Genomic DNA, 18,333 nt, shown 5'->3' with positions numbered 1-18,333 from the left:
TATGCAGCAACATGTTGCGATGCACAAGAAACTGAACTAAGCTCGGCCGGGGCTGAGCACGGAAACGGATGTTTTCATGCTGCAGATACTTTATTTGGCACAGGACCTTGCCGATCCTGCGGTGCGTCGTCGAATTCTGACGCTTGTCGCGGGTGGCGCGAAGGTGACGCTTGCCGGCTTTCGCCGCGACGTCAATTCGCTCGCCGCGACGCATGGCATTGAGCCGATCGAACTCGGCGTGACAGCCGACGGACGTTTCGCGCAACGGATCGGAGCGATTGCCTCCGCCTGCCTTTCGCTTAAGAGCAAGCTGGCGAATGTCGGAAAGCCCGACCTCATCATCGCCCGCAACCTCGAGATGCTGGCCGTTGCCAAGCGCGCCGTGGCGCTTTTCGGCGGCGGGGTCCCGATTGTCTATGAATGCCTTGACATACACCGGCTGCTCTTGCGCAAGGACGTCGTCGGGCGCGCGCTGCGTGCCACCGAAGCCCACCTCGGACGCGACGCACGTTGGCTGATCACCAGTTCGCCGGCTTTCATCGAGCACTATTTTCGCCCGCTCTCGGGTCTCGATGCACCAGCACTGCTTCTCGAAAACAAGGTCCTCGAAATCGATGGCCCCGCCGATCGGATCGCCGATTCGGCGCAATGCCCCGTGCCCGGTCCACCGTGGAAGATCGGCTGGTTTGGGGCATTGCGCTGCAGCAAGTCGCTGGCGCTGCTTGCCGACTTCTCGCGAAAGATGGAGGGCCGCTTCGAAATCGTTCTCCGCGGCCGGCCCGCCTACTCCGAATTCGAGGACTTTGACGCGTTCGTCCGAAATGAGCCCTTCATGAGCTTCGAGGGCGCCTATCGCAATCCCGAAGATCTCGCCGACATCTATGGCGGCGTCCATTTCACCTGGGCGATCGATTTCTTCGAGGAAGGCCAGAACTCCGCATGGCTGCTGCCGAACCGCCTCTATGAGGGATGCCGTTACGGGCGGGTTCCGATAGCCATGAAAGGCACGGAGACGGCGCGCTTTCTCTCGGTGCGGGGCATTGGGCTGGTGCTGGAGGAGGCCAACGCCGAGAGCCTGGCCGCTCTGCTCGGTCCGATGACGCCGGATCGATACATCGAGGCGACTGAGGGTGTCGCCCAATGCAACCCGGGAACCTGGGTGTTCGATCGTACGGACTGCGAGGCACTGGTGCGGCGCCTCACGGCGCTCGCCGCCGAAACGCCTGAGACGATGCCGACGCCGGCCGTGCCGCAGCCCCGCCACAACGAGGGTGGATTGCTATGAACACCGACTGTTTGACATCCAGCCTGATCGTCATTCCTTGCCTCAATGAGGCTGAGCACATCGAGGGACTGGTCACGAAGCTGCGGCCGTCGTTGGGGCCGCTGAACGCAACGATTGCGATTGTCGACGGCGGCAGCACCGACGGCACGCGCAAGATTGCGAGCCGTCTTGCAGCCGAGGACGAGCGTGTCCTTTTCCTCGATAACCCGATGCGCATACAGAGCGCCGCGATAAACCGCGCCGTTTCGGAACTTGGAGCCTCCTTCGACTACCTGATCCGCATCGACGCGCACGGAAGCTACCCGGACGACTATTGCCAGCGTCTCGTCGAAGAGGCCTTGGCGACCGGCGCCGACGCCGTGGTCGTGGCAATGGAGACCGTCGGCGTCAGCACCTTTCAGAAGGCGACCGCCTTCGCGCAGAACTCAAAGCTTGGCAACGGTGGCTCCAAGCATCGAGCCGGCGCCACCGGCCATTGGGCCGACCACGGACACCATGCGCTCATGCGCATCGCCGCTTTCGAGGCGGTCGGAGGTTATGACGAGACCTTCAGCCACAACGAAGACGCCGAATTGGATTATCGCCTGGGAAAAGCCGGTTACCGTATCTGGATGACCGACAAGACGAACATGGTTTACTATCCGCGCTCGAAGGTTGGTCCGCTCTTCCGGCAATATTTCGGTTATGGCCGGGGCCGGGCGAAGAACTTCCTGAAACATCGCGCCATGCCCGGCTTGCGGCAGTTGTTGCCGCTGGCGGTAGCACCCGTGGCAGTCGGGGCGCTGCTTGCGGTCGTCAACTGGATCGCCGTCATCCCGTTCGGTGTCTGGGCGCTCGCGTGCCTTGGCTATGGAGCATGGATGGTGCTCGGTGAGCGAAATCCCTATGGACCGCTGGCCGCGATCTCGGCCATGGTCATGCACCTCGCCTGGTCGGCCGGCTTCTGGCGCGAGCTTCTCGACTTGCGACGGTTTCGGGTGATCCCATGATGACAGCGACCGAGAAAGTCTCGCCGGTGCGGATCGATATTGCCGTCTGCACCTTTCGGCGGCCGGAGCTCGTCCAGACGCTTCGTTCGCTCGGCGCAATCGCGGTGCCTGCCGGGGCCGCGATCCGCATCATTGTCGCGGACAACGACATCGAACCCAGCGCAAAACCTCTCGTGGAGGCTCTCCGAGCGGAGATGCCCTTCGACTTGACCTATGTCCATTGCCCGGCGTCGAACATCTCGCTCGCACGCAACGCCTGCCTCGACAGCAGCACAGGCGATTTTCTCGCCTTCATCGATGACGATGAGACCGCTTCGAAAGAGTGGCTGGTAAGCCTGCTGGAAGCGGCGCGCACGACCCGCTCCGATGCGGTTCTGGGGCCTGTCCGTGCCACCTATGGCACGTCGGCACCTGCCTGGATGCGTCGCGGCGACTTTCATTCGACCCGGCCCGTTTGGGTCGGCGGTGAAATTCGCACCGGCTATACCTGCAACGTCCTGCTGAACATCGGAGCGCCTGCGCTTAATGGCCGCCGCTTCAAGCTCGCACTCGGCAAGAGCGGTGGCGAGGACACGGACTTTTTCGCCGCGATGCATGACGCCGGCGGAACCATCGCTTTTGCTTCGGAGGCCTGGGTCGATGAGCCGGTTCCGGAAAAACGCGCCTCCCTCTCATGGCTTTCGAAGCGTCGCTTTCGTTCCGGCCAGACGCACGGCCGCCTGCTGGCGGAGAAATCAAACGGTTCACGGCAGCCGTGGAATCTGGCTCTGGCGTCTGCCAAGTCGGTCTATTGCTCGTTGGCGGCCCTGCTTTTCCTGCCTTCTCCCGTGCATCGCTATCGTTTTGCGTTGCGCGCGATCATGCACGCCGGCGTCGTGAGCGGGCTTCTCGGTCACAAGCAACTCGAACAGTACGGAGCAACGGGAGTGACGTCGGCATGAGTGAGTTCGTTCCGGACGTCACCTTTGTTGTGGCTGCCTACAATGCCGCGGACACGATTGTCCGCGCCGTCGAGAGCGCGCTTCGCCAGGAAGGCGTTGCCGTCGAGGTGGTTGTCGTCGATGACCGTTCATCGGACGGGACGGTGGGCATTGTTTCGACGATCGGCGATCCGAGGGTGCGGCTGATTGCGCTCGAGCACAATCGCGGCCCCGGCGGGGCCCGCAATGTGGGCTTGGCAGCGGCGCGCGGCAAATGGATCGCGGTTCTCGATTCGGACGACACCGTAAGGCCGGATCGGCTGGCGCGAATGATCGAGCGCGCCGAGAAATCCGGAGCCCAGGTCGTCGTCGACAATCTCGACGTCGTTTCGCTTGATGGGCGCAGCGTTAGAATGTTCTCGGAGGCCGAGCTCGCTCGACAGCCGCTGTTGACACTCGCCGCCTTCATCGGGTCGAACGTGATTTTTCGCTCGCAGCACAACTTCGGCTACATGAAGCCGGTCTTCGAGCGGCGCTTCCTCGAGGAGCATGATCTTCGTTTCGACGAGACGCTCCGGATCGGCGAAGACTATATTCTGCTTGCCTCCGCCCTTGCCTCCGGCGGCCGCTGCGCCATCGAACCCTCGGCCGGCTACATCTATCATATCCGCGAGGGTTCCATCTCACGCGTGCTCAAGCTGGAGCATATCGACGCCATGATGTCCGCAGATGAAGCGTTCCTGCGCCGCTATCCGCTCGATGTCCTGTCGGAAAGGATGCAGCGCAAGCGTACCCGCGGCTTCCACCAGGCGCGCTCGTTTCTACTGCTGGTCGAGCAGTTGAAAAAAAGATCGTTGGCCGGCGCGCTGAAGGCCGCGCTCGCCGACCCCCTTGCGCTTCGGCATTTGCACATGCCGATCGCCGTACGACTGCGCCGCCTTGCGGCGCGATCCGCAGAGACCGCCCCCATGACGGTGGCGGCTGAACGATCCCCGCTGGGCGGCGAGAGCCCTCACACAAGCAAAGGATGATACAATGGACCGTATCAGGACCGTCAGAAAAGCAGTAATTCCGGTTGCCGGAAACGGAACCCGGTTCCTTCCCGCAACGAAAGCCGTGCCGAAGGAAATGTTGACGATCGTCGATCGGCCCGTGGTTCAATACGCCGTGGACGAGGCGCGTCAGGCCGGTATCGAACACATCGTCTTCGTCACCAGCCGCAACAAGCAGGCAATCGAGGACCACTTCGACGATACGCCCGAGCTCATCTCGTCGCTGTCGCGTTCGGGTAAGAAAGCACAGATTTCCGAGCTCGAAAGCATGCTGCCGACCGCCGGCTCCGTGAGCTTCACACGCCAGCAGGCCCCGCTTGGTCTCGGCCACGCGGTGTGGTGCGCACGCGACCTTATCGGCGACGAGCCTTTCGCGCTTCTGCTTCCCGACATGCTCTCCTTCGGCGCACGCGGCTGCATGGCCGGACTGATGGATCTCTATCGGGAAGTCGGAGGCAATGTCGTCGCCGTCGAGCAATGCGCCCCCGAGGACGCGTCCAAATACGGCATCGTCGGCAAGGGCGGAACGGTTCGGCACGGGTTCGCGGTAACGCAGATGGTCGAAAAGCCTACCCCAGAAGAGGCACCGTCGAACTACTATCTCAACGGGCGCTATATTCTCCAGCCGGAGATCTTTTCCATTCTCGCGCACCAGCAGCGCGGCGCCGGCAACGAAATCCAGTTGACCGACGGCATGCTGAAGCTTTCGACGACACAGCCCTTCCACGCCCATCCCTACGAGGGCAGAACCTTCGACTGCGGTTCGAAGCAAGGCTTCATCGAGGCGAATGTCGCTTTCGCGCTCAACCGCGCGGATATCGGCGAGATGGTGCTCGAATCCGTTCGCGAGATTGTCCTGTCTCACGAAAGCCGCATCCGAGCGGCATAAGCAAATGTTTCCCGGCGGCTCCTGGAGCCGCCGGCGCACGGACCGGAGAAAAAAATGAACAGAGCGGCCCCCATGAAACAGAGAAGTGTCCCCTTGAGCATCGTGCCCCGCGAGGAAGAAGCCGACGGTTTTATCGATCTTGATCGACTTCTGGCGATTGTCGTTCGCAGGGCCAAGCTGGTTGCGGCCTTTGTTGTCCTCTTCATCATGCTGGGCGTCGCCTACCTGCTGTTTGCGACATCGATCTACACTTCCATGACGCAGATTCTGCTTGACGAGAATCTGTCCAAATTTGCCGAGGAAGAGCCAACGCCCGCAAACAGCCAGATGCTGGACACCCAGATCGCAAGCGCCGTGGAGATCCTGAAGTCCGGCGAGCTTGCCCTGCGGGTTGTCGACAAGCTGAACCTTTCCGAGAACGAGACGATCATCAATCCGCCGCGTTCGCCGGTTGCCATCGTCAAGGAGTGGCTGAGGACAGCGACCGGCCTCTTTTCGTCCGGTCCCGTGGTTTCGGAGGAGGCGGCACGCAACGGCCGGCGATTGAAGGCAGCAGCGTTGATCCAGCAGGCCCTGACGGTCGAGCGCGTATCGCGAAGCTCCGTAGTCGCACTAGCCTACAAGTCGAGCGATCCCCTGCTTGCCGCTACCGTCGTGCGTGGCTATGCGGAAGCCTATCTCACCGATCAGTTGAACGCCAATTTCGAAGCGACGGAACGGGCTTCCGTCTGGCTGCAGGAACGCCTCGCGGATCTGCGGCAGCGCTCGCTGGCGGCAGCACTCGAGGTTGAGCGGTTCAGGAGCGAAAACGGTCTGACCGCCGCGCGCGGTGAACTGATGTCCGAACAGCAACTGTCGGACCTCAACAGCCAGCTCATCGTCGCCCAGGCCGATACGGCCACCGCCTCCGCGCGCTACAACCAGTTCAAGTCGATTATCGACCAGGGGCCCGAGACCGCCGTAAACAACGCGACCATCTCTCCCAAGGAGGGAGACAACATGGTTATCCGCGATCTCAGGGCCCGCTATCTCACCATCGGCAAACGCGAGCAGGAGGTCGCCCAGAACTTTGGCGAGGACCACCCGCAGGCTGTATCGCTCAGGACCGAGCAGGCCGACATCGCGCGGCAGATCTATCAGGAACTGCAGCAACTGACGGCAAGCTACAAGAATGAATACGAAGTCGCCCGCTCACGCGAGTCGTCGTTGCGCGAGAGCATCGAAGGGGTCGTGGGCCGGAACACGAACGCCAGCGAGTCGCTTGTTCATTTGAGGGAGCTCGAACAGAAGGCGGCGGCGCTCAAGACGCTTTACGAGTCCTATCTCGGCCGCTACGAGCAGGCGGCGCAGCAACGCTCCTTCCCGATCGCCAAGGCCCGGGTCATCTCCGAAGCCGGAGTTCCCACGGCACCATCGAGCCCGAAGAAGACCTTGACGCTTGCACTTTCCGCCGTGCTCGGCTTGATGGCCGGCGGCGCCTTCGCCGCGTTCCAGGAGTTCCGCGAGAGAACCTTCCGTCTTGAAGACGACGTGCGCACCATCCTCGGCCACAAGTCGCTCGGTTATGTTCCGCTGGTCGGCATACGACCGAAAAAGTCTGCGGAACTCGTGCGCACGCGCTTTGCGTCCGACAGGCAACCAGAAGCGATCCCCGAAGGGACAGTGGAATTCCAGCGCCTGTCGCGCATGGTCCTCGATGCGCCGCAATCCTCTTTTGCGGAAACCTTCAGAAACGCCAAGCTCGCCTGCGATCACATGCTGCACGGCAACGAAAGCCGCGTGATCGGGATCGTTTCGGCGGTTCCGGACGAGGGGAAATCCGTCGTCGCCGCAAACTTCGCGGCGCTGTTGGCCGCAAGCGGCAAGCGGACGCTCTTGATCGACGGCGATATACGCAAGCCCGGCCTCACCCAGATGATCACGCCCGCTCCGCGCACGGGGCTCGTCGAGACGCTGATGGGAGAGGCCACCTGGCCCGCCGGCATCAAGGTCGACCAGCGGACCAAGCTTGCCATTTTCCCGGTTGGCGGCGAGGCGTCCCATCATCAACCGCATCAAAGCCACGAACTGCTCGCATCGGCTGCCATGGCAAACCTGATCGAGAACGCGCGCAGCTCGTTCGACTACGTGGTCGTCGACCTCGCGCCGCTGGCACCCGTTGTGGATGCGAAGGCCTTTGCTCCGCTCGCCGACGGTTTCATCTTCGTTGTCGAATGGGGAAGAACGCCGTCCCGACTGGTGCGCGACGTCTTGCATTCCGAGCCGCAGATCAATTCAAAGGTGCTTGGGGTTATCCTCAACAAGACCGACATGGACGAGCTTTCGAAGTACAGCGACTTCGGCGGTGTGGAAAAATATCGGCATCGTTATGGCAAATACTATGTCGAGCATACGATCGACGGGAACCGCCCCGCAGCTTAGCTCATGGCTCGCGTCCGCATCTGCGAAGGCAGGTGCGGACTTGCTGCCGGTTTCACCGAAACCGGGAAGCGACCTGACTTTGACTGACTTCGGATTTCCGCAGCGGCGAAAAATCATCGTGACGGCTTTCGATCGAGCCCGACGATAAGCCAGCGCCATCGGTACCACCACGACCGCCGGCACAGCGAGTGCCAGCGCATGAAACAGGAAAAACTCCGCAAGGAACGAGCCGCCGTCTGATAAGACGCGCGGCGCCGCAGAGCCCATTAACCATGGATGAAATCATGTTTGAGTCGCAACCGTGGCGACACCAAGGCGCCGTGAGCGGCTTGCGGGCGGGTGCAGTTTCGACGACGTCTCGCGGCTACTACCACCAGCTGTGAAAGTGGTGCACGGGACCGCGTCCCTTGCCCACGGCCAAGGCATCCGCTGCGGAAATCGCAGCGTGCAGATAGGCCTTGGCCGCGCGTACGGCATCCGTCAGTGGCTGCCCGAGCGCGAGTTCGGCCGCGACCGCTGCCGAAAGCGTACAGCCCGTGCCGTGATCGTTGATCGTCTCTACCCGCGCGGCCGGGAGGCGAGTAATGACGTTGCCGTCGAAAAAGAGGTCGGTGGCCTCGCCGTTCTGCAGGTGCCCTCCCTTGACCAGAACCGAGCGGGCGCCGCTCTTGAGAATGGCTTCGGCCTGCCGCGCCATCTCCTTTTCATCCTCGGCGACGGAACGGCCAGTCAGCAACGCGGCTTCCGGCAGGTTTGGCGTGGCGACAAGCGCCAGCGGCAAGAGTTCCTCCGCCAGGGCGGCGACCGCATTCGGCCGCAGCAACCGGTCGCCCGAAGTCGCCACTATGACCGGATCCACAACGGCGCGCTTGCCGAAACGACGCAGTCCGTCGGCGATGGCGGCGATTGTTTCCCGGCGTGAGACCATGCCGATTTTCACGGCGGCCACATCGAGATCGGAAAATACCGCATCGATCTGCGCCGTGACGATTTCCGGTGAAAGGTCGGCGACGGCGGTGACGCCCCTCGTGTTTTGAGCCGTGACCGCCGTTATGACGCTGGCGCCATAGACACCGAGGGCGGAAAAGGTCTTGAGGTCCGCCTGAATGCCGGCGCCGCCGCCGGAGTCGGACCCGGCTATCGTCAGTGCGATCGCCGTCATCGGATTTTCACCGCGACAAGGGGTGAGAAAGGCGAGTGCATCATCGGTCGGTCTCCAGATCGGAATATCACGGAGATCCGGGAAATCGCGAAGACGTGGATGAAGGCCGTCAAAGGCCCGTGTTCCCGTTCCTACGCCGGCATGACCCGGATCAGGTTCAAGGGTTCGGCTCACCGCCATCTCAGCACCGCTCGGTGCTCCCCTCGGAATGCTCGCATTGTATCGGACAGATGAACCGGTCTGTCAACGTCGCGTGGCCGTCGCACGGCAGAGTAGCCGAGTCTTTCATCGCCGCGACGCAGTCAGAGCACGATTGAGGGCCGTGAGAAGACTCATCGCGCCTTGTCGGACATGAAGGCCAGCGATGCCGTGCGCCCGATTGCGCGCAGTCGGGCGGCACCGAGACCGTCGCGGGCGCTTGCCGAGAGGCCCGCCAGGACCGCCATCACATAGTCCGTGATCTCGTCCGCGCGGTCTGCCGCTCGGTCAGCGATCGCATCGCGCACCACCTGCCGGCTCCGACGCCACAGCGTCTTTGCCTTGTCGCAAGCGACCGCATCCGTACCGCCGCGCGCACCTTCGATAACCAGGCAGCCGGTCGCCTCGGGATGTGCCGTGTAGGCAACGGCCGCAGCGTCGAACAGGGCCGCCAGCGCTTCGTTCAGCGGCTTTTCCGGCGCGAGCAGACGATCGAAGTCCAGCCCCTCCGTCTTCGCATAGCGCTCCAGCGCACGCCCATAGAGATCGGCCTTGCTACCAAATGCGGCATAGAAGCTCGGCGGATTGATAGCCAGGGCTGCCGTCAGATCGGCAAGGCTGACGGCGTCATATCCCCGTTGATGGAACAGCGCCTGCGCCTTGCCGACGGCTTCGTCTACGTCGAAGTTACGGGGTCGCCCGCGCGATTTCACATTTTTTGTATCAGTCACTACAAAATCCTTGCGCCAATGTGGAATACTCTTTATGTAGCGTTTACTACATTTCTTCTCAAGGAGCGAATCATGGCAAATTTCAGCGGCAAGAAAATCTTCGTCATAGGCGGTAGCCGCGGTATCGGCGCGGCCATTGTCCGGCGTTTTACCGGTGAAGGCGCGACCGTCGCTTTCACCTATGCGGGCTCAACCGAAGCAGCAAAGGCACTCGCGTTGGAAACGGGCGCGACCGCAATTCAATCCGATGCCGCGAACCGTGACGCGGTCACTAAGGTCGTCAGGGATCAAGGCGCGCTCGACGTGCTCGTCGTGAATGCTGGATCGCTCGTCCTCGGCGATCCGCTTGAAGTCGATGCGGATGCGGTCGACCGTATGATCGACGTCAATGTACGCGCGCCCTATCACGCGGCGGTCGAGGCCGCGCGGCAGATGCCCGATGGCGGCCGTATCATCATCGTCGGTTCGGTCAACGGCGACCGCATGCCCTTTGCCGGCGGAGCCGCCTATGCGCTGACAAAGTCGGCAGTGCAGGGCATGGCACGCGGCCTCGCGCGCGATTTCGGAGACAAGGGCATAACGGTCAATGTCATCCAGCCCGGTCCGACGTGTACGGACATGAACCCGGAGGACGGTCCGATGAGCGAATTCATGCACAGCTTCATGGCGATCAAGCGCCACGGTCGCCCGGAGGAAGTCGCCGGCCTGGCCGCCTATCTCGCCGGTCCCGAAGCCGGGTTCACGACCGGCGCGCTCCACACCATCGACGGCGGGTTCGGCGCGTAGCACGCCGCGACGATCAAACCCCGCACGCCGGTCGCAACCGGCGCGCGGTTGTAGCTGCTCGGCAATATCACCGGACACGCGCAAAACGGTCTCGCACCACGGCCACATCGTTGTGAAGGCTGCACATTTTGGTGAAAGGGGCTCCCCAGAGCACATCGTGATTGGACTTCGGCACCCGTAAGAGTCACCTTTATAGCGGGCTAAATTCGGAAATGGGGCGGAGCAACTATCGTCTGAATGGAGGCCAAAATGAAGCACCATGCACTCGACCAACTGCAGATCGTCGCCGAGGTCAAACAGGATTTCCCACGCCGGCTGACAACGCGCGCAGAGCGTCTGGAACGCTGGGCGGAACTCCTGGAACAAATCCCCCATCGCCACCTCTCGACGCTGCACGAGACCGAGTATCAGCCGGCCAGAGTGCGTGCGACCATGCGCGGCGACGACTCGCCGATCTCGGTCGCATTCAAGGATCCTGTCCTGCGCGCAGCCGGATTGGAAAATGACACTTACGGCGAAGCAAAGCGGTTCTTCGAACTGAGCGACGAGCAATTGCACAGGGTTATCTGCTATTGCCACTTCGGTGCCACGGTGAGTGCTGCCACGGCAGCCCGTCACATCCGTGCAGCGATCGCGGGAAAACAGACAGGCCTGTTCGCGCGTTTGCGCGCGATCTTCGTCGGTTGAAGCGAGCCGGCAACGCTCTGCGGGCTCATGGCTAAGCGGCCAGCTTGGCCTGCCGCAGAGCGGATGCCGCCGGATTATTCGATCAGCCCGACCGTTCGGCCGGGACGAAAGTGTTTTGGTCTCCAGGGCTGTTTGTCGGGGCCCGCGTGTGGCCCCGCCTCTTCACGCGCGTGGGATTTTGTCATCATCCCGCTGCCTGTCGAACTACTTCCCGCTCTTTGAGCCAGATGATCGCATCGTAGGTCAGCTTCGCCCCCCGTTCCGTGCGAGATAAGCCCAATATCACTTCGCGGCAGAAGATCGCTCGTGCGGCGGAATTGACCGATCACCGCAAGAATGACCGGTGCCCCGCCTCAACCTGGCGCCCCTTCCACGTCGCGGCCGGTTTGCGCCACCGCCTCCAGACGGTTGGCGAACTCGCGCCGCAGCGTCCGGCGCAACTCGGCCGCGCGATGCCGGCGCTGGTCGGTCGCCGTCTCGGGACGCCATTGCGGCACTTCCACCGGGCGGCCTGCGCTATCAACGGCGACCATGGTGAAGTAGCACGAGTTCGTATGCCGTCGGGTACCGGCACGGATATCTTCCGCCTCCACGCGAATACCGACCTCCATCGAGGTCCGGCCGGCATAGTTGATCGATGCGCGGAAGGTGACCAGTTCGCCCACCTGGATCGGCTCCTTGAAGATCACCTGGTCAACGGACAAGGTCACCGCATATTGCTTCGAAAAGCGCGAAGCACAGGAAAAGGCCACGCGGTCGAGCAGATTCAAGAGCGCACCGCCATGAACCTTGCCACTGAAATTGGCCATGTCCGGCGTCATCAGAACGGTCATTTCAAGCCGTCGCGCATCCTGCTCCATCGGCGTCATCGGTCCCTATCCTTTTCGTGTTTGCCATCCGGGTCAAAAACATCATACCGCGCAACGATGACGCCGTCTGGTTCGTTGTGCGGCGCTGCAGACGGCCCCCAGCCGACAGCGCCATGACGTGATGACTTCAACCTTCCTACTCGCCCACAACAAGCCCAGTCTCTGCTCGCCCGGCGCAACATGGCACTCCGACTTGTTCCCCGACAGCGAAAGTGCTTCGCCGAACACGAGCATTCTCTTTCCCGCCCCGTTGTAGTGTCGTGACGAAAACAGGGAGAGAACGATGGCAAATTACAAAGAGACGATCAGCCTTGCCCACGAAGGCGCAATGAATGCCCTTGCGGCGGCAGTGCGTCACGCGGAAAGCATCGGCGTTCCGCAATGCGTCTTCGTCGTCGACGCCAGCGGCGAGACGATCGCCAGCATCCGCATGGACGGCGCGAAATATCTGAGCATGCATACTGCCCGCTCCAAGGCCCGCACCGCGGCCTCGATCAACGGGCCGACTGGCGCGATGCCGGTCGAGTTCGGCGTTGCCGCCGGAATCGCATCGCAGGGCGGGGTGACGCATCTTCCGGGCGGTCTGCCCATTCGCTTCGGGGGCAAACTTGCCGGCGCCATCGGCGTCGGCTCCGGCACGGGCGAGCAGGATTTCGAAGTAGCCCGCACAGCCCTGAAGGCAATCGGCGCCGATCCGGGTTGAGCAGTCGAGTGGGCGCGCGCAAGCGCGTGCCTAGCCCTTCACGGCACCGGCAGTCAAAGACGCCGAGATCTGCCGGTACATCAACAGGCCCAGCAAGGCGGGGGGCAATGCGCCGAGCACCATCACGGCCGAGGCAGTGCCCCATTGCACGCCGCCCCCGCTCGCGGCGAAGAAGAACGATGCTCCGACCGTCATCGGAACCGCTCGGTTCGTCGTCAGCATCAGGCCGAAGAGGAATTCGTTCCAGGCCGTTATGAACCCGAAGATGAAGGTCGTGACCAGGGCCGGTCGCACGATCGGGCGGATGATCATGAGCATGACCTGCCAGGAACTGGCGCCGTCCATCTTCGCTGCCTCGTCCAGCTCCGCCGGCACGTCGGACATCGCGTTGACGAGGATGACGAGCGCCAGCGGCGTGTTGACGATCGTCAGGATCAGACCGAGGCCGAGTTGCGTATCGAGCAGCCCCAACCACTGGTACATCATGTAAAGCGGGATCGCGAAAATGATGAGCGGTACGGCACGCAGATTGATGATGAGCGGCAGCAGCGTGCGCTTTCCCGCCTCGCTCCGAGCGATGGCGTAAGCAGCCGGAAAGGCGAGCGCAATCGCCAGCCCCGTACCGATCAGCGAGGCAACGGTACTGTTGAAGAGATAGCCGTAGATGTTGAACCGATCGGTCTCGCCCAGCACTTGCGTGTAGTTCTCAAGTGTCGGTTCGCCGATCCAGAACCCGGGGTTGAACGACAGTTCGCGCGCGGTCTTGAATGACGTGATCACTGTCACGATGACAGGAAAGTTCATCGCGAGCACGGCGATCGAAAAAACGAGCCAGCGCAGCAGATTTAGCATCGGTCAGCGCCTCCTGCGACCCGTTATCCAGTTGAGGCCATAAAGCACCGCAAGCGACGCCAGAAAAAGGACGACGGATGCCGCGACGGCCTTGCCGATCGCCCCGCCCTTGAAGAAGGCCTGATAGATGTAGATCGAGAGCGACGTCGTCGATCCGCCGGCCCCGCTGCCGGTGAGCGCGTAGACGTTGTCGAAGACACGAAAACCGTCGATGAAACGGATGAAGAAGGCAATTACCAGCGTCGGCAGCATCAGCGGTAACTCGATCCACCAGAGCGCCTTCAGAGCCGACGCACCATCAAGCGAGGCGGCTTCGCGAACCTCGAGCGGTATCGCGGCGTAGGCCATGTAAAAGAGCAGGAAGGCGAACGGCGTCCACTGCAGGATTTCGACGACAAGCAGCGTGCGGAAGGCGTTGTCGACGTCGAGGAATGCCGGGCTATCACCGAGCCATTCGAACAGATAATAGGGCACCGGGCCAGCGAACTCGTGCAAAACAAGCCGATACATGAGGCCGATCATTGCCGGCGCGACCATCAGCGGCAGCATCAGGGGTGCCATCAGATAAGAGCGCTTCGCCAGAAGCGGCGTGAGGAAGACGGCCAGGAAAAGCCCGATCAGGCATTCCGCGAGAGCAGTCAGAATGCCGAAGCGCATCGAGAACGAGACAGCGCCCCAGAACTCGCGATCGGCGAGGACCGCCGCATAGTTGCCGAACCCGCTGAGAGTGGGGCTACGCAATGTTTCAAAGGAAACGGTCGAGATCGAATAGACAAGATTGACCGCCGCCGGAAACCCCAGGAAAAACAGCAGGAAGCCCACGAGCGGCGTGAGATACGCCCTGCCTTCGGCGCGTTTTACGATAGCCATTTCCATCCATCGAGTGCGCCGGACGCCAGGCTGTCGCCGGCGCCCGACTGGGAATTACTTCTTCAACAGATCCTGCATACCGGCCGTGGTGTGTGCCAGCGCATCTTCGAGACTTTGCTGGCCGGCCCAATAGCCGGTGAATTCCTTCGCCTGCAGTTCATAGACCGAAAGCGCCTTTGCCGAGGTGGCGCCGTTCATGACGTAGCCGTATTTGCTGGCGAATTCGCCGAGCTTGACGAGGTCCGGCCGCTCCTTTGAAACCTTGGCAACCACGTCCGGGGCAAGCGCCGGCGAACCACCACTGCGGGCGTAGAGCAGTGCCGCATCTTCGGTGGCCAGCCATTTCAGGAATTTGACGGCACCTTCCTTGTTCTTGGCGTTCTTGTTAAGGCCGAGGCCCAGTCCATGGATGTGGTCGGCGCGGCCATCCGGACCTGCCGGCGGTGCGACAATCCCGGTGACCTCAGCAACCGCCGGCGTCTTCTCCGCATTGGTCAAATCAGCGGCGGCGGCATTCCATTGCAGCGCGGTCGCCGCCTGGCCGGAACCATAGGCCGCGTTCGTCTCCGCATATTCGTAGCTCAGCGAATCCTTCGGTGAAGCGCCTGCATCATAGAGCTTCTTGTAAAGTTCCAGCCCGGTCTTGTAGGCGTCGGAATCGACAGTGACGTTGCCCTCCTTGTCCATCCAATCCGCACCGTAGGAACGCGGCAGCGACTGGAAGACCATCATGTTAAAAAGCAGGTTCTTCATCTGCAGCACCGTACCGTAGCGGACCGGGCTCTCGGAATTCACCTGCTTGCTGAAATAGAGCGTGGTCGCCGCCCAATCGTCCCAGGTCCAGCTGTCCGGATCCTTCGGCTGCAGATCCTTGCCGAGATGCTCCTTGGCGATTTCCGCATATTTCTTCTTGGCCGCATCGTCCCGCATCAAAGCGTCCACCAAGTCCTTGCGGTAGTACATGAAGTGCAGGGACAGATCGGTGGGCACGCCATACTGCTTGCCGTCGAACTGCATCGTCTTCAGCACGGACTCGCCGAACACCTTGCCGGCATCGGTACCCAGATCGACGGGCTCCATGTAGGGCGCGTAACGACCGATCGAATAGGTCGCGACAAGATTGACATCGAAGGCATCCGAGCCAGCCGCCATGTCCGCCTGCAACTTATCGAAGAAGCCGTCGCGGTTGAAGAAGAGCAGTTCTACCTTGTCGGCATCGGTGACGCCGGACTGGGCATTATAGGCTTCGACGGTCGCGCGGAGCGCGGTCTCCTCCGAACCGCCTGGCCAACCGAGAACTGTGACCGTTGCATGGGACATGCCCGGCAGGGCAACGCTTGCGAGAAGAACGGCCACAGCCGAAAAAGACGTCCTGTTCAGTTTCATCGTTGTTCCCTTTCTTATCTTTGACAGTTCGAATGCATGCGAAGCGTCGCTACCCGCCCTCTCCCGCGAGATCGGCGACGCCGATAATGCCCGCGCGGCTGCCGAGCTTGGCCGCCAGGAGACGAGGAGCGAGACGCGGCGCAATGTCTTTCAGATGATCACGCATCTTATCGATGTAGCCGGCGGCAAGCCCGATGCCGCCGCCGATGACAATCTGTTTCGGGTCGAGCATCAGCTGGATGTCGCGGCAGAGGGTCGCCGCGCGCAGCGTCGATTGCGAAACGATCGCTCGTGCCCATGGCTCGCCCTGTCTCGCTTTCTCGAATACCTCGGCGGCGTCCGCCTCATGGCCGGCCTTCAAGGCCTCTGCGGCGATCCAGCGGCCGGATGTCTCGTCCTCAAGCGGTGACCGCCCCTGCGAGGGGCCGCGAATGAGACCGAAATGACCTGCCAATCCCGATAGCGGCCGTCCGTCGATCACGATCCCGCCGCCAATTCCGGTCGAGATGGTCAGAAAGACAAGGTTTCCGCCGGAGCCAGCTCCGAATTTAGATTCTCCCCAAGCCGCTGCCTGAGCGTCGTTCATGGCAATGGCCGGTTTGCCGAAAAGGCGCGTCGCCCTCTCAGCCAGAGGGTAGTCGTCAGGAATACCGAGCGTCGCCGGATTGAGCGCCGACCAGCGCCCATCCTGAACGAGCCCTGTCACCGCAAAGCCGACGCGGACATAATGGTCGCGCCAGTGGCCCGTCTTGTCGGCGATGGCCGCAAGCCATGAGTCAGGCCCCGCTTCGCGTGCCGTCGGGACGAGGATCTCGTCGATAATCGCGCCGCCTTTGACCAGCGCCGCCATCGTCTTGGTGCCGCCTATGTCGATCGCAAGCACGGTTTCCGCCGCCCTCCCCTCCGCCTTGCCATAAGCTTTTGCCAAAGCCTCGTGGAACCACGAAGTTACGTGCTCCGTGCGGGTGATGGCCGAGCCCACGACCACCGCATAGGCGCCGGCCCTGACGGCGGCGGCCGCCTGTTCCGGCGAGCGGATACGCCCCTCGGCGATGACATAGGGTGTGAGCTTCCGCATGGCCGCAATGAGATCTATGTCGGGGTCGACCGGTTCGGGACCACCCACATATCCGGAAAGCGTCGTGCCGACGAAGTCCACACCGGCGGCGAGGGCGCGCTCGGCATCTTTCAACGAGGAGCAATCGGCCATTGCCAGCTTGCCCTTCGCCTTTACCGCTCTGACCAGATCCTCAATCCCGGCTGGGCGCACCCGTTCCGTCGCATCGAAGGCGACGACGTCCGCGCCGGCGTCCGCGAGTGCCTCGGCGTCGGAGACATACGGGGTGATGCGCACGGGACTGTCAGGGAGGTCGCGTTTGACGATGCCGATGATGGGGGCGGCGACCGCAGAGCGCACGGCACCGACGTAGGCGACGGACTCGATCCGCAACGCACGGGCGCCGGCGTCGAGCGCCGCCTTCGCGAACCCGGTCACGAATTCGGCTTTGTCCATCGGGCCTGCCGGAACCGGCTGGCACGAGACGATCAGGCCGTTCCTTATGTCTTCGCGCTGCAATCGTGACACTCCGTTTCGGCATCACGATAAATGGAAAATACCAGATTACAACCAGTTTGTGACTGGTATTACCGCTGCAGTTCGAACACGAAATCGTAGACGTCGCCTTTGTAGCGCGTCTCGCAATATTCGACGATCTGTCCGTCCGCGAGGAAGCAGCGCCGCTCGGTCATCAACAACGGAGCGCCGGGGGGGCAATTGAGGTGCTGCGCGTCCTCTTCGCTGGCTGCTCGCGAGCGCATTCTCTGGATCGCGCGTTGGGGCAGAAAACCCCGCGCCTCCAATGCCTCGTAGAGGGAATCGCCGACCAGATCCGGCGACGGCAGGAAGCGAACCGGCACTGCTGAAATCTCGACGGCGATCGGCACAGAATCGGCGGTTCGAACCCGTTTCATGCGGACGACACTGGCGTTGCCCGCGACCCCCAATGCCATCATCTCGGCCGGCGAGGGGCGGCTTATCTGCCTGGAAAGCCATACGCATCCGGGCGTCAACCCGCGTGCGCGTATGTCCTCGGAAAAACTGGTCAGCGTCGACAGAGATTTTTCGACGCGCGAACCGACTTCCGTGCGGAAGCCATGCCGGCGATTGAGGAGCCCCTCCTCCTCAAGCAGAGCAAGCGCTTTTCGCACGGTCACGCGGGAAAGGGAAAATGCGTCTGCAATGACGCGTTCGCCCGGCAGGACTGCACCGGCCTTCAAGGCATTGGAGCGGATCGCGGCCTCGATTGCCGCCTTCAATCGCTTGTACAGCGGCGGCGACCCGGGCGCCGCATCGGCGAGTTCCTTGCCTATCAGTTCGACGAAGACATCGGTTGCCATTGCCGCTCCATGCCAGTTCTGCCGCCTGTGGATTTCCTTCACAGGCACCAGCTGGAGCTATACTGGTATTATCCGCTCAACGCAAACTGGCCGATGCACCGGCGCGAAGTTCGCTTGGCCGGCCGCGCCGCCACGT

17 protein-coding genes and 1 riboswitch are annotated in these 18,333 nt (G+C 62.2%); of the genes, 9 read left to right on the top strand and 8 right to left on the bottom strand.

Annotated features, from left to right (window positions below; translation table 11 throughout):
• Positions 1-76: 76 nt before the first annotated feature.
• The 6 genes from QN224_RS20610 to QN224_RS20585 are packed head-to-tail and all read left to right on the top strand — an operon-like array spanning position 77 to position 7,556.
• A complete protein-coding gene (locus QN224_RS20610) occupies positions 77-1,285 on the top strand; it encodes a glycosyl transferase family 1 (protein ID WP_173513488.1) in 1,209 nt (402 codons plus the stop codon).
• Positions 1,282-2,274: a glycosyltransferase family 2 protein gene (locus QN224_RS20605; protein WP_283978170.1), complete on the top strand. Its 993-nt coding sequence runs from the start codon at positions 1,282-1,284 to the stop codon at positions 2,272-2,274. Before QN224_RS20610 ends, QN224_RS20605 begins: the two co-directional genes overlap by 4 nt.
• Positions 2,274-3,215: a glycosyltransferase family 2 protein gene (locus QN224_RS20600; RefSeq protein ID WP_173513605.1), complete on the top strand. Its 942-nt coding sequence runs from the start codon at positions 2,274-2,276 to the stop codon at positions 3,213-3,215. Before QN224_RS20605 ends, QN224_RS20600 begins: the two co-directional genes overlap by 1 nt.
• Positions 3,212-4,225, top strand: coding sequence for a glycosyltransferase family 2 protein (locus tag QN224_RS20595; protein WP_173513486.1), 1,014 nt, complete (start codon positions 3,212-3,214; stop codon positions 4,223-4,225). The genes QN224_RS20600 and QN224_RS20595 overlap by 4 nt, the downstream gene beginning before the upstream one ends.
• Positions 4,226-4,229: 4 nt before the next feature.
• Positions 4,230-5,135 (top strand): UTP--glucose-1-phosphate uridylyltransferase, encoded by a 906-nt coding sequence (locus QN224_RS20590; RefSeq protein ID WP_283978169.1) that lies wholly within the window; start codon positions 4,230-4,232, stop codon positions 5,133-5,135.
• 54 nt (positions 5,136-5,189) lie between these two features.
• Positions 5,190-7,556: a polysaccharide biosynthesis tyrosine autokinase gene (locus QN224_RS20585; RefSeq protein ID WP_283978168.1), complete on the top strand. Its 2,367-nt coding sequence runs from the start codon at positions 5,190-5,192 to the stop codon at positions 7,554-7,556.
• Between the two features lie 367 nt (positions 7,557-7,923).
• Here QN224_RS20585 and thiD read toward each other — a convergent pair whose 3' ends face one another.
• Together thiD and QN224_RS20575 are read right to left on the bottom strand one after the other, a co-directional pair.
• Positions 7,924-8,718 carry a bifunctional hydroxymethylpyrimidine kinase/phosphomethylpyrimidine kinase gene (gene thiD, locus QN224_RS20580; RefSeq protein WP_283978167.1) on the bottom strand — a complete coding sequence of 265 codons (795 nt, stop codon included), beginning with the start codon at positions 8,716-8,718 and terminating at the stop codon, positions 7,924-7,926.
• Positions 8,719-8,829: 111 nt separating this feature from the next.
• Positions 8,830-8,932, bottom strand: a riboswitch (TPP riboswitch).
• A 118-nt stretch (positions 8,933-9,050) separates the two neighbouring features.
• Positions 9,051-9,647, bottom strand: coding sequence for a TetR/AcrR family transcriptional regulator (locus QN224_RS20575; RefSeq protein WP_283978166.1), 597 nt, complete (start codon positions 9,645-9,647; stop codon positions 9,051-9,053).
• A gap of 72 nt (positions 9,648-9,719) precedes the next feature.
• Here QN224_RS20575 and bdcA point away from each other — a divergent pair, with 72 nt between their 5' ends.
• Both bdcA and QN224_RS20565 read left to right on the top strand, forming a co-directional pair.
• Complete coding sequence (gene bdcA, locus QN224_RS20570; RefSeq protein ID WP_283978165.1) at positions 9,720-10,433, top strand: SDR family oxidoreductase; 714 nt, start codon at positions 9,720-9,722, stop codon at positions 10,431-10,433.
• Positions 10,434-10,682: 249 nt separating this feature from the next.
• Positions 10,683-11,120 carry a hypothetical protein gene (locus QN224_RS20565; RefSeq protein WP_173513479.1) on the top strand — a complete coding sequence of 146 codons (438 nt, stop codon included), beginning with the start codon at positions 10,683-10,685 and terminating at the stop codon, positions 11,118-11,120.
• 353 nt (positions 11,121-11,473) lie between these two features.
• Here the strand turns inward: QN224_RS20565 and QN224_RS20560 are convergent, their stop codons facing one another.
• The gene (locus QN224_RS20560) at positions 11,474-11,989 is read right to left on the bottom strand and encodes an acyl-CoA thioesterase (RefSeq protein WP_173513478.1); all 516 of its coding nucleotides are present in this window, start codon (positions 11,987-11,989) and stop codon (positions 11,474-11,476) included.
• A 283-nt stretch (positions 11,990-12,272) separates the two neighbouring features.
• Between QN224_RS20560 and QN224_RS20555 the strand changes: the two genes are divergently transcribed.
• A complete protein-coding gene (locus QN224_RS20555; protein WP_283978164.1) occupies positions 12,273-12,692 on the top strand; it encodes a heme-binding protein in 420 nt (139 codons plus the stop codon).
• A gap of 30 nt (positions 12,693-12,722) precedes the next feature.
• Here QN224_RS20555 and QN224_RS20550 read toward each other — a convergent pair whose 3' ends face one another.
• From QN224_RS20550 to QN224_RS20530, 5 genes are all read right to left on the bottom strand, one after another.
• Complete coding sequence (locus QN224_RS20550; protein WP_283978163.1) at positions 12,723-13,544, bottom strand: carbohydrate ABC transporter permease; 822 nt, start codon at positions 13,542-13,544, stop codon at positions 12,723-12,725.
• Positions 13,545-13,547: 3 nt separating this feature from the next.
• Positions 13,548-14,414, bottom strand: a complete 867-nt coding sequence (locus QN224_RS20545) for a carbohydrate ABC transporter permease (protein WP_269275352.1) — start codon at positions 14,412-14,414, stop codon at positions 13,548-13,550.
• Between the two features lie 54 nt (positions 14,415-14,468).
• A complete protein-coding gene (locus QN224_RS20540; RefSeq protein WP_283978162.1) occupies positions 14,469-15,800 on the bottom strand; it encodes an extracellular solute-binding protein in 1,332 nt (443 codons plus the stop codon).
• 49 nt (positions 15,801-15,849) lie between these two features.
• Positions 15,850-17,376, bottom strand: coding sequence for a putative N-acetylmannosamine-6-phosphate 2-epimerase (locus QN224_RS20535; RefSeq protein ID WP_283978160.1), 1,527 nt, complete (start codon positions 17,374-17,376; stop codon positions 15,850-15,852).
• Between the two features lie 68 nt (positions 17,377-17,444).
• Positions 17,445-18,197, bottom strand: a complete 753-nt coding sequence (locus QN224_RS20530; RefSeq protein WP_283978159.1) for a GntR family transcriptional regulator — start codon at positions 18,195-18,197, stop codon at positions 17,445-17,447.
• Positions 18,198-18,333: the final 136 nt, after the last annotated feature.

Source organism: Sinorhizobium sp. 7-81, assembly GCF_030124405.1.
GTDB classification, from domain to species: Bacteria; Pseudomonadota; Alphaproteobacteria; order Rhizobiales; family Rhizobiaceae; genus Sinorhizobium; species Sinorhizobium psoraleae.
The sequence above is the reverse complement of the archived record's forward strand: the minus strand, read 5'-3'. Positions and strand labels throughout refer to the sequence as shown.

What these genes read in the sequence shown, in the direction of transcription:
- QN224_RS20590 (WP_283978169.1), top strand. Translation starts at nt 4,230, where the DNA reads ATGGACCGTATCAGGACCGTCAGAAAAGCAGTAATTCCGGTTGCCGGA.
- QN224_RS20610 (WP_173513488.1), top strand. Translation starts at nt 77, where the DNA reads ATGCTGCAGATACTTTATTTGGCACAGGACCTTGCCGATCCTGCGGTG.
- QN224_RS20560 (WP_173513478.1), bottom strand. Translation starts at nt 11,989, where the DNA reads ATGACGCCGATGGAGCAGGATGCGCGACGGCTTGAAATGACCGTTCTG.
- bdcA (WP_283978165.1), top strand. Translation starts at nt 9,720, where the DNA reads ATGGCAAATTTCAGCGGCAAGAAAATCTTCGTCATAGGCGGTAGCCGC.
- QN224_RS20545 (WP_269275352.1), bottom strand. Translation starts at nt 14,414, where the DNA reads ATGGCTATCGTAAAACGCGCCGAAGGCAGGGCGTATCTCACGCCGCTC.
- QN224_RS20540 (WP_283978162.1), bottom strand. Translation starts at nt 15,800, where the DNA reads ATGAAACTGAACAGGACGTCTTTTTCGGCTGTGGCCGTTCTTCTCGCA.
- QN224_RS20555 (WP_283978164.1), top strand. Translation starts at nt 12,273, where the DNA reads ATGGCAAATTACAAAGAGACGATCAGCCTTGCCCACGAAGGCGCAATG.
- thiD (WP_283978167.1), bottom strand. Translation starts at nt 8,718, where the DNA reads ATGACGGCGATCGCACTGACGATAGCCGGGTCCGACTCCGGCGGCGGC.
- QN224_RS20605 (WP_283978170.1), top strand. Translation starts at nt 1,282, where the DNA reads ATGAACACCGACTGTTTGACATCCAGCCTGATCGTCATTCCTTGCCTC.
- QN224_RS20550 (WP_283978163.1), bottom strand. Translation starts at nt 13,544, where the DNA reads ATGCTAAATCTGCTGCGCTGGCTCGTTTTTTCGATCGCCGTGCTCGCG.
- QN224_RS20530 (WP_283978159.1), bottom strand. Translation starts at nt 18,197, where the DNA reads ATGGCAACCGATGTCTTCGTCGAACTGATAGGCAAGGAACTCGCCGAT.
- QN224_RS20565 (WP_173513479.1), top strand. Translation starts at nt 10,683, where the DNA reads ATGAAGCACCATGCACTCGACCAACTGCAGATCGTCGCCGAGGTCAAA.
- QN224_RS20600 (WP_173513605.1), top strand. Translation starts at nt 2,274, where the DNA reads ATGACAGCGACCGAGAAAGTCTCGCCGGTGCGGATCGATATTGCCGTC.
- QN224_RS20585 (WP_283978168.1), top strand. Translation starts at nt 5,190, where the DNA reads ATGAACAGAGCGGCCCCCATGAAACAGAGAAGTGTCCCCTTGAGCATC.
- QN224_RS20595 (WP_173513486.1), top strand. Translation starts at nt 3,212, where the DNA reads ATGAGTGAGTTCGTTCCGGACGTCACCTTTGTTGTGGCTGCCTACAAT.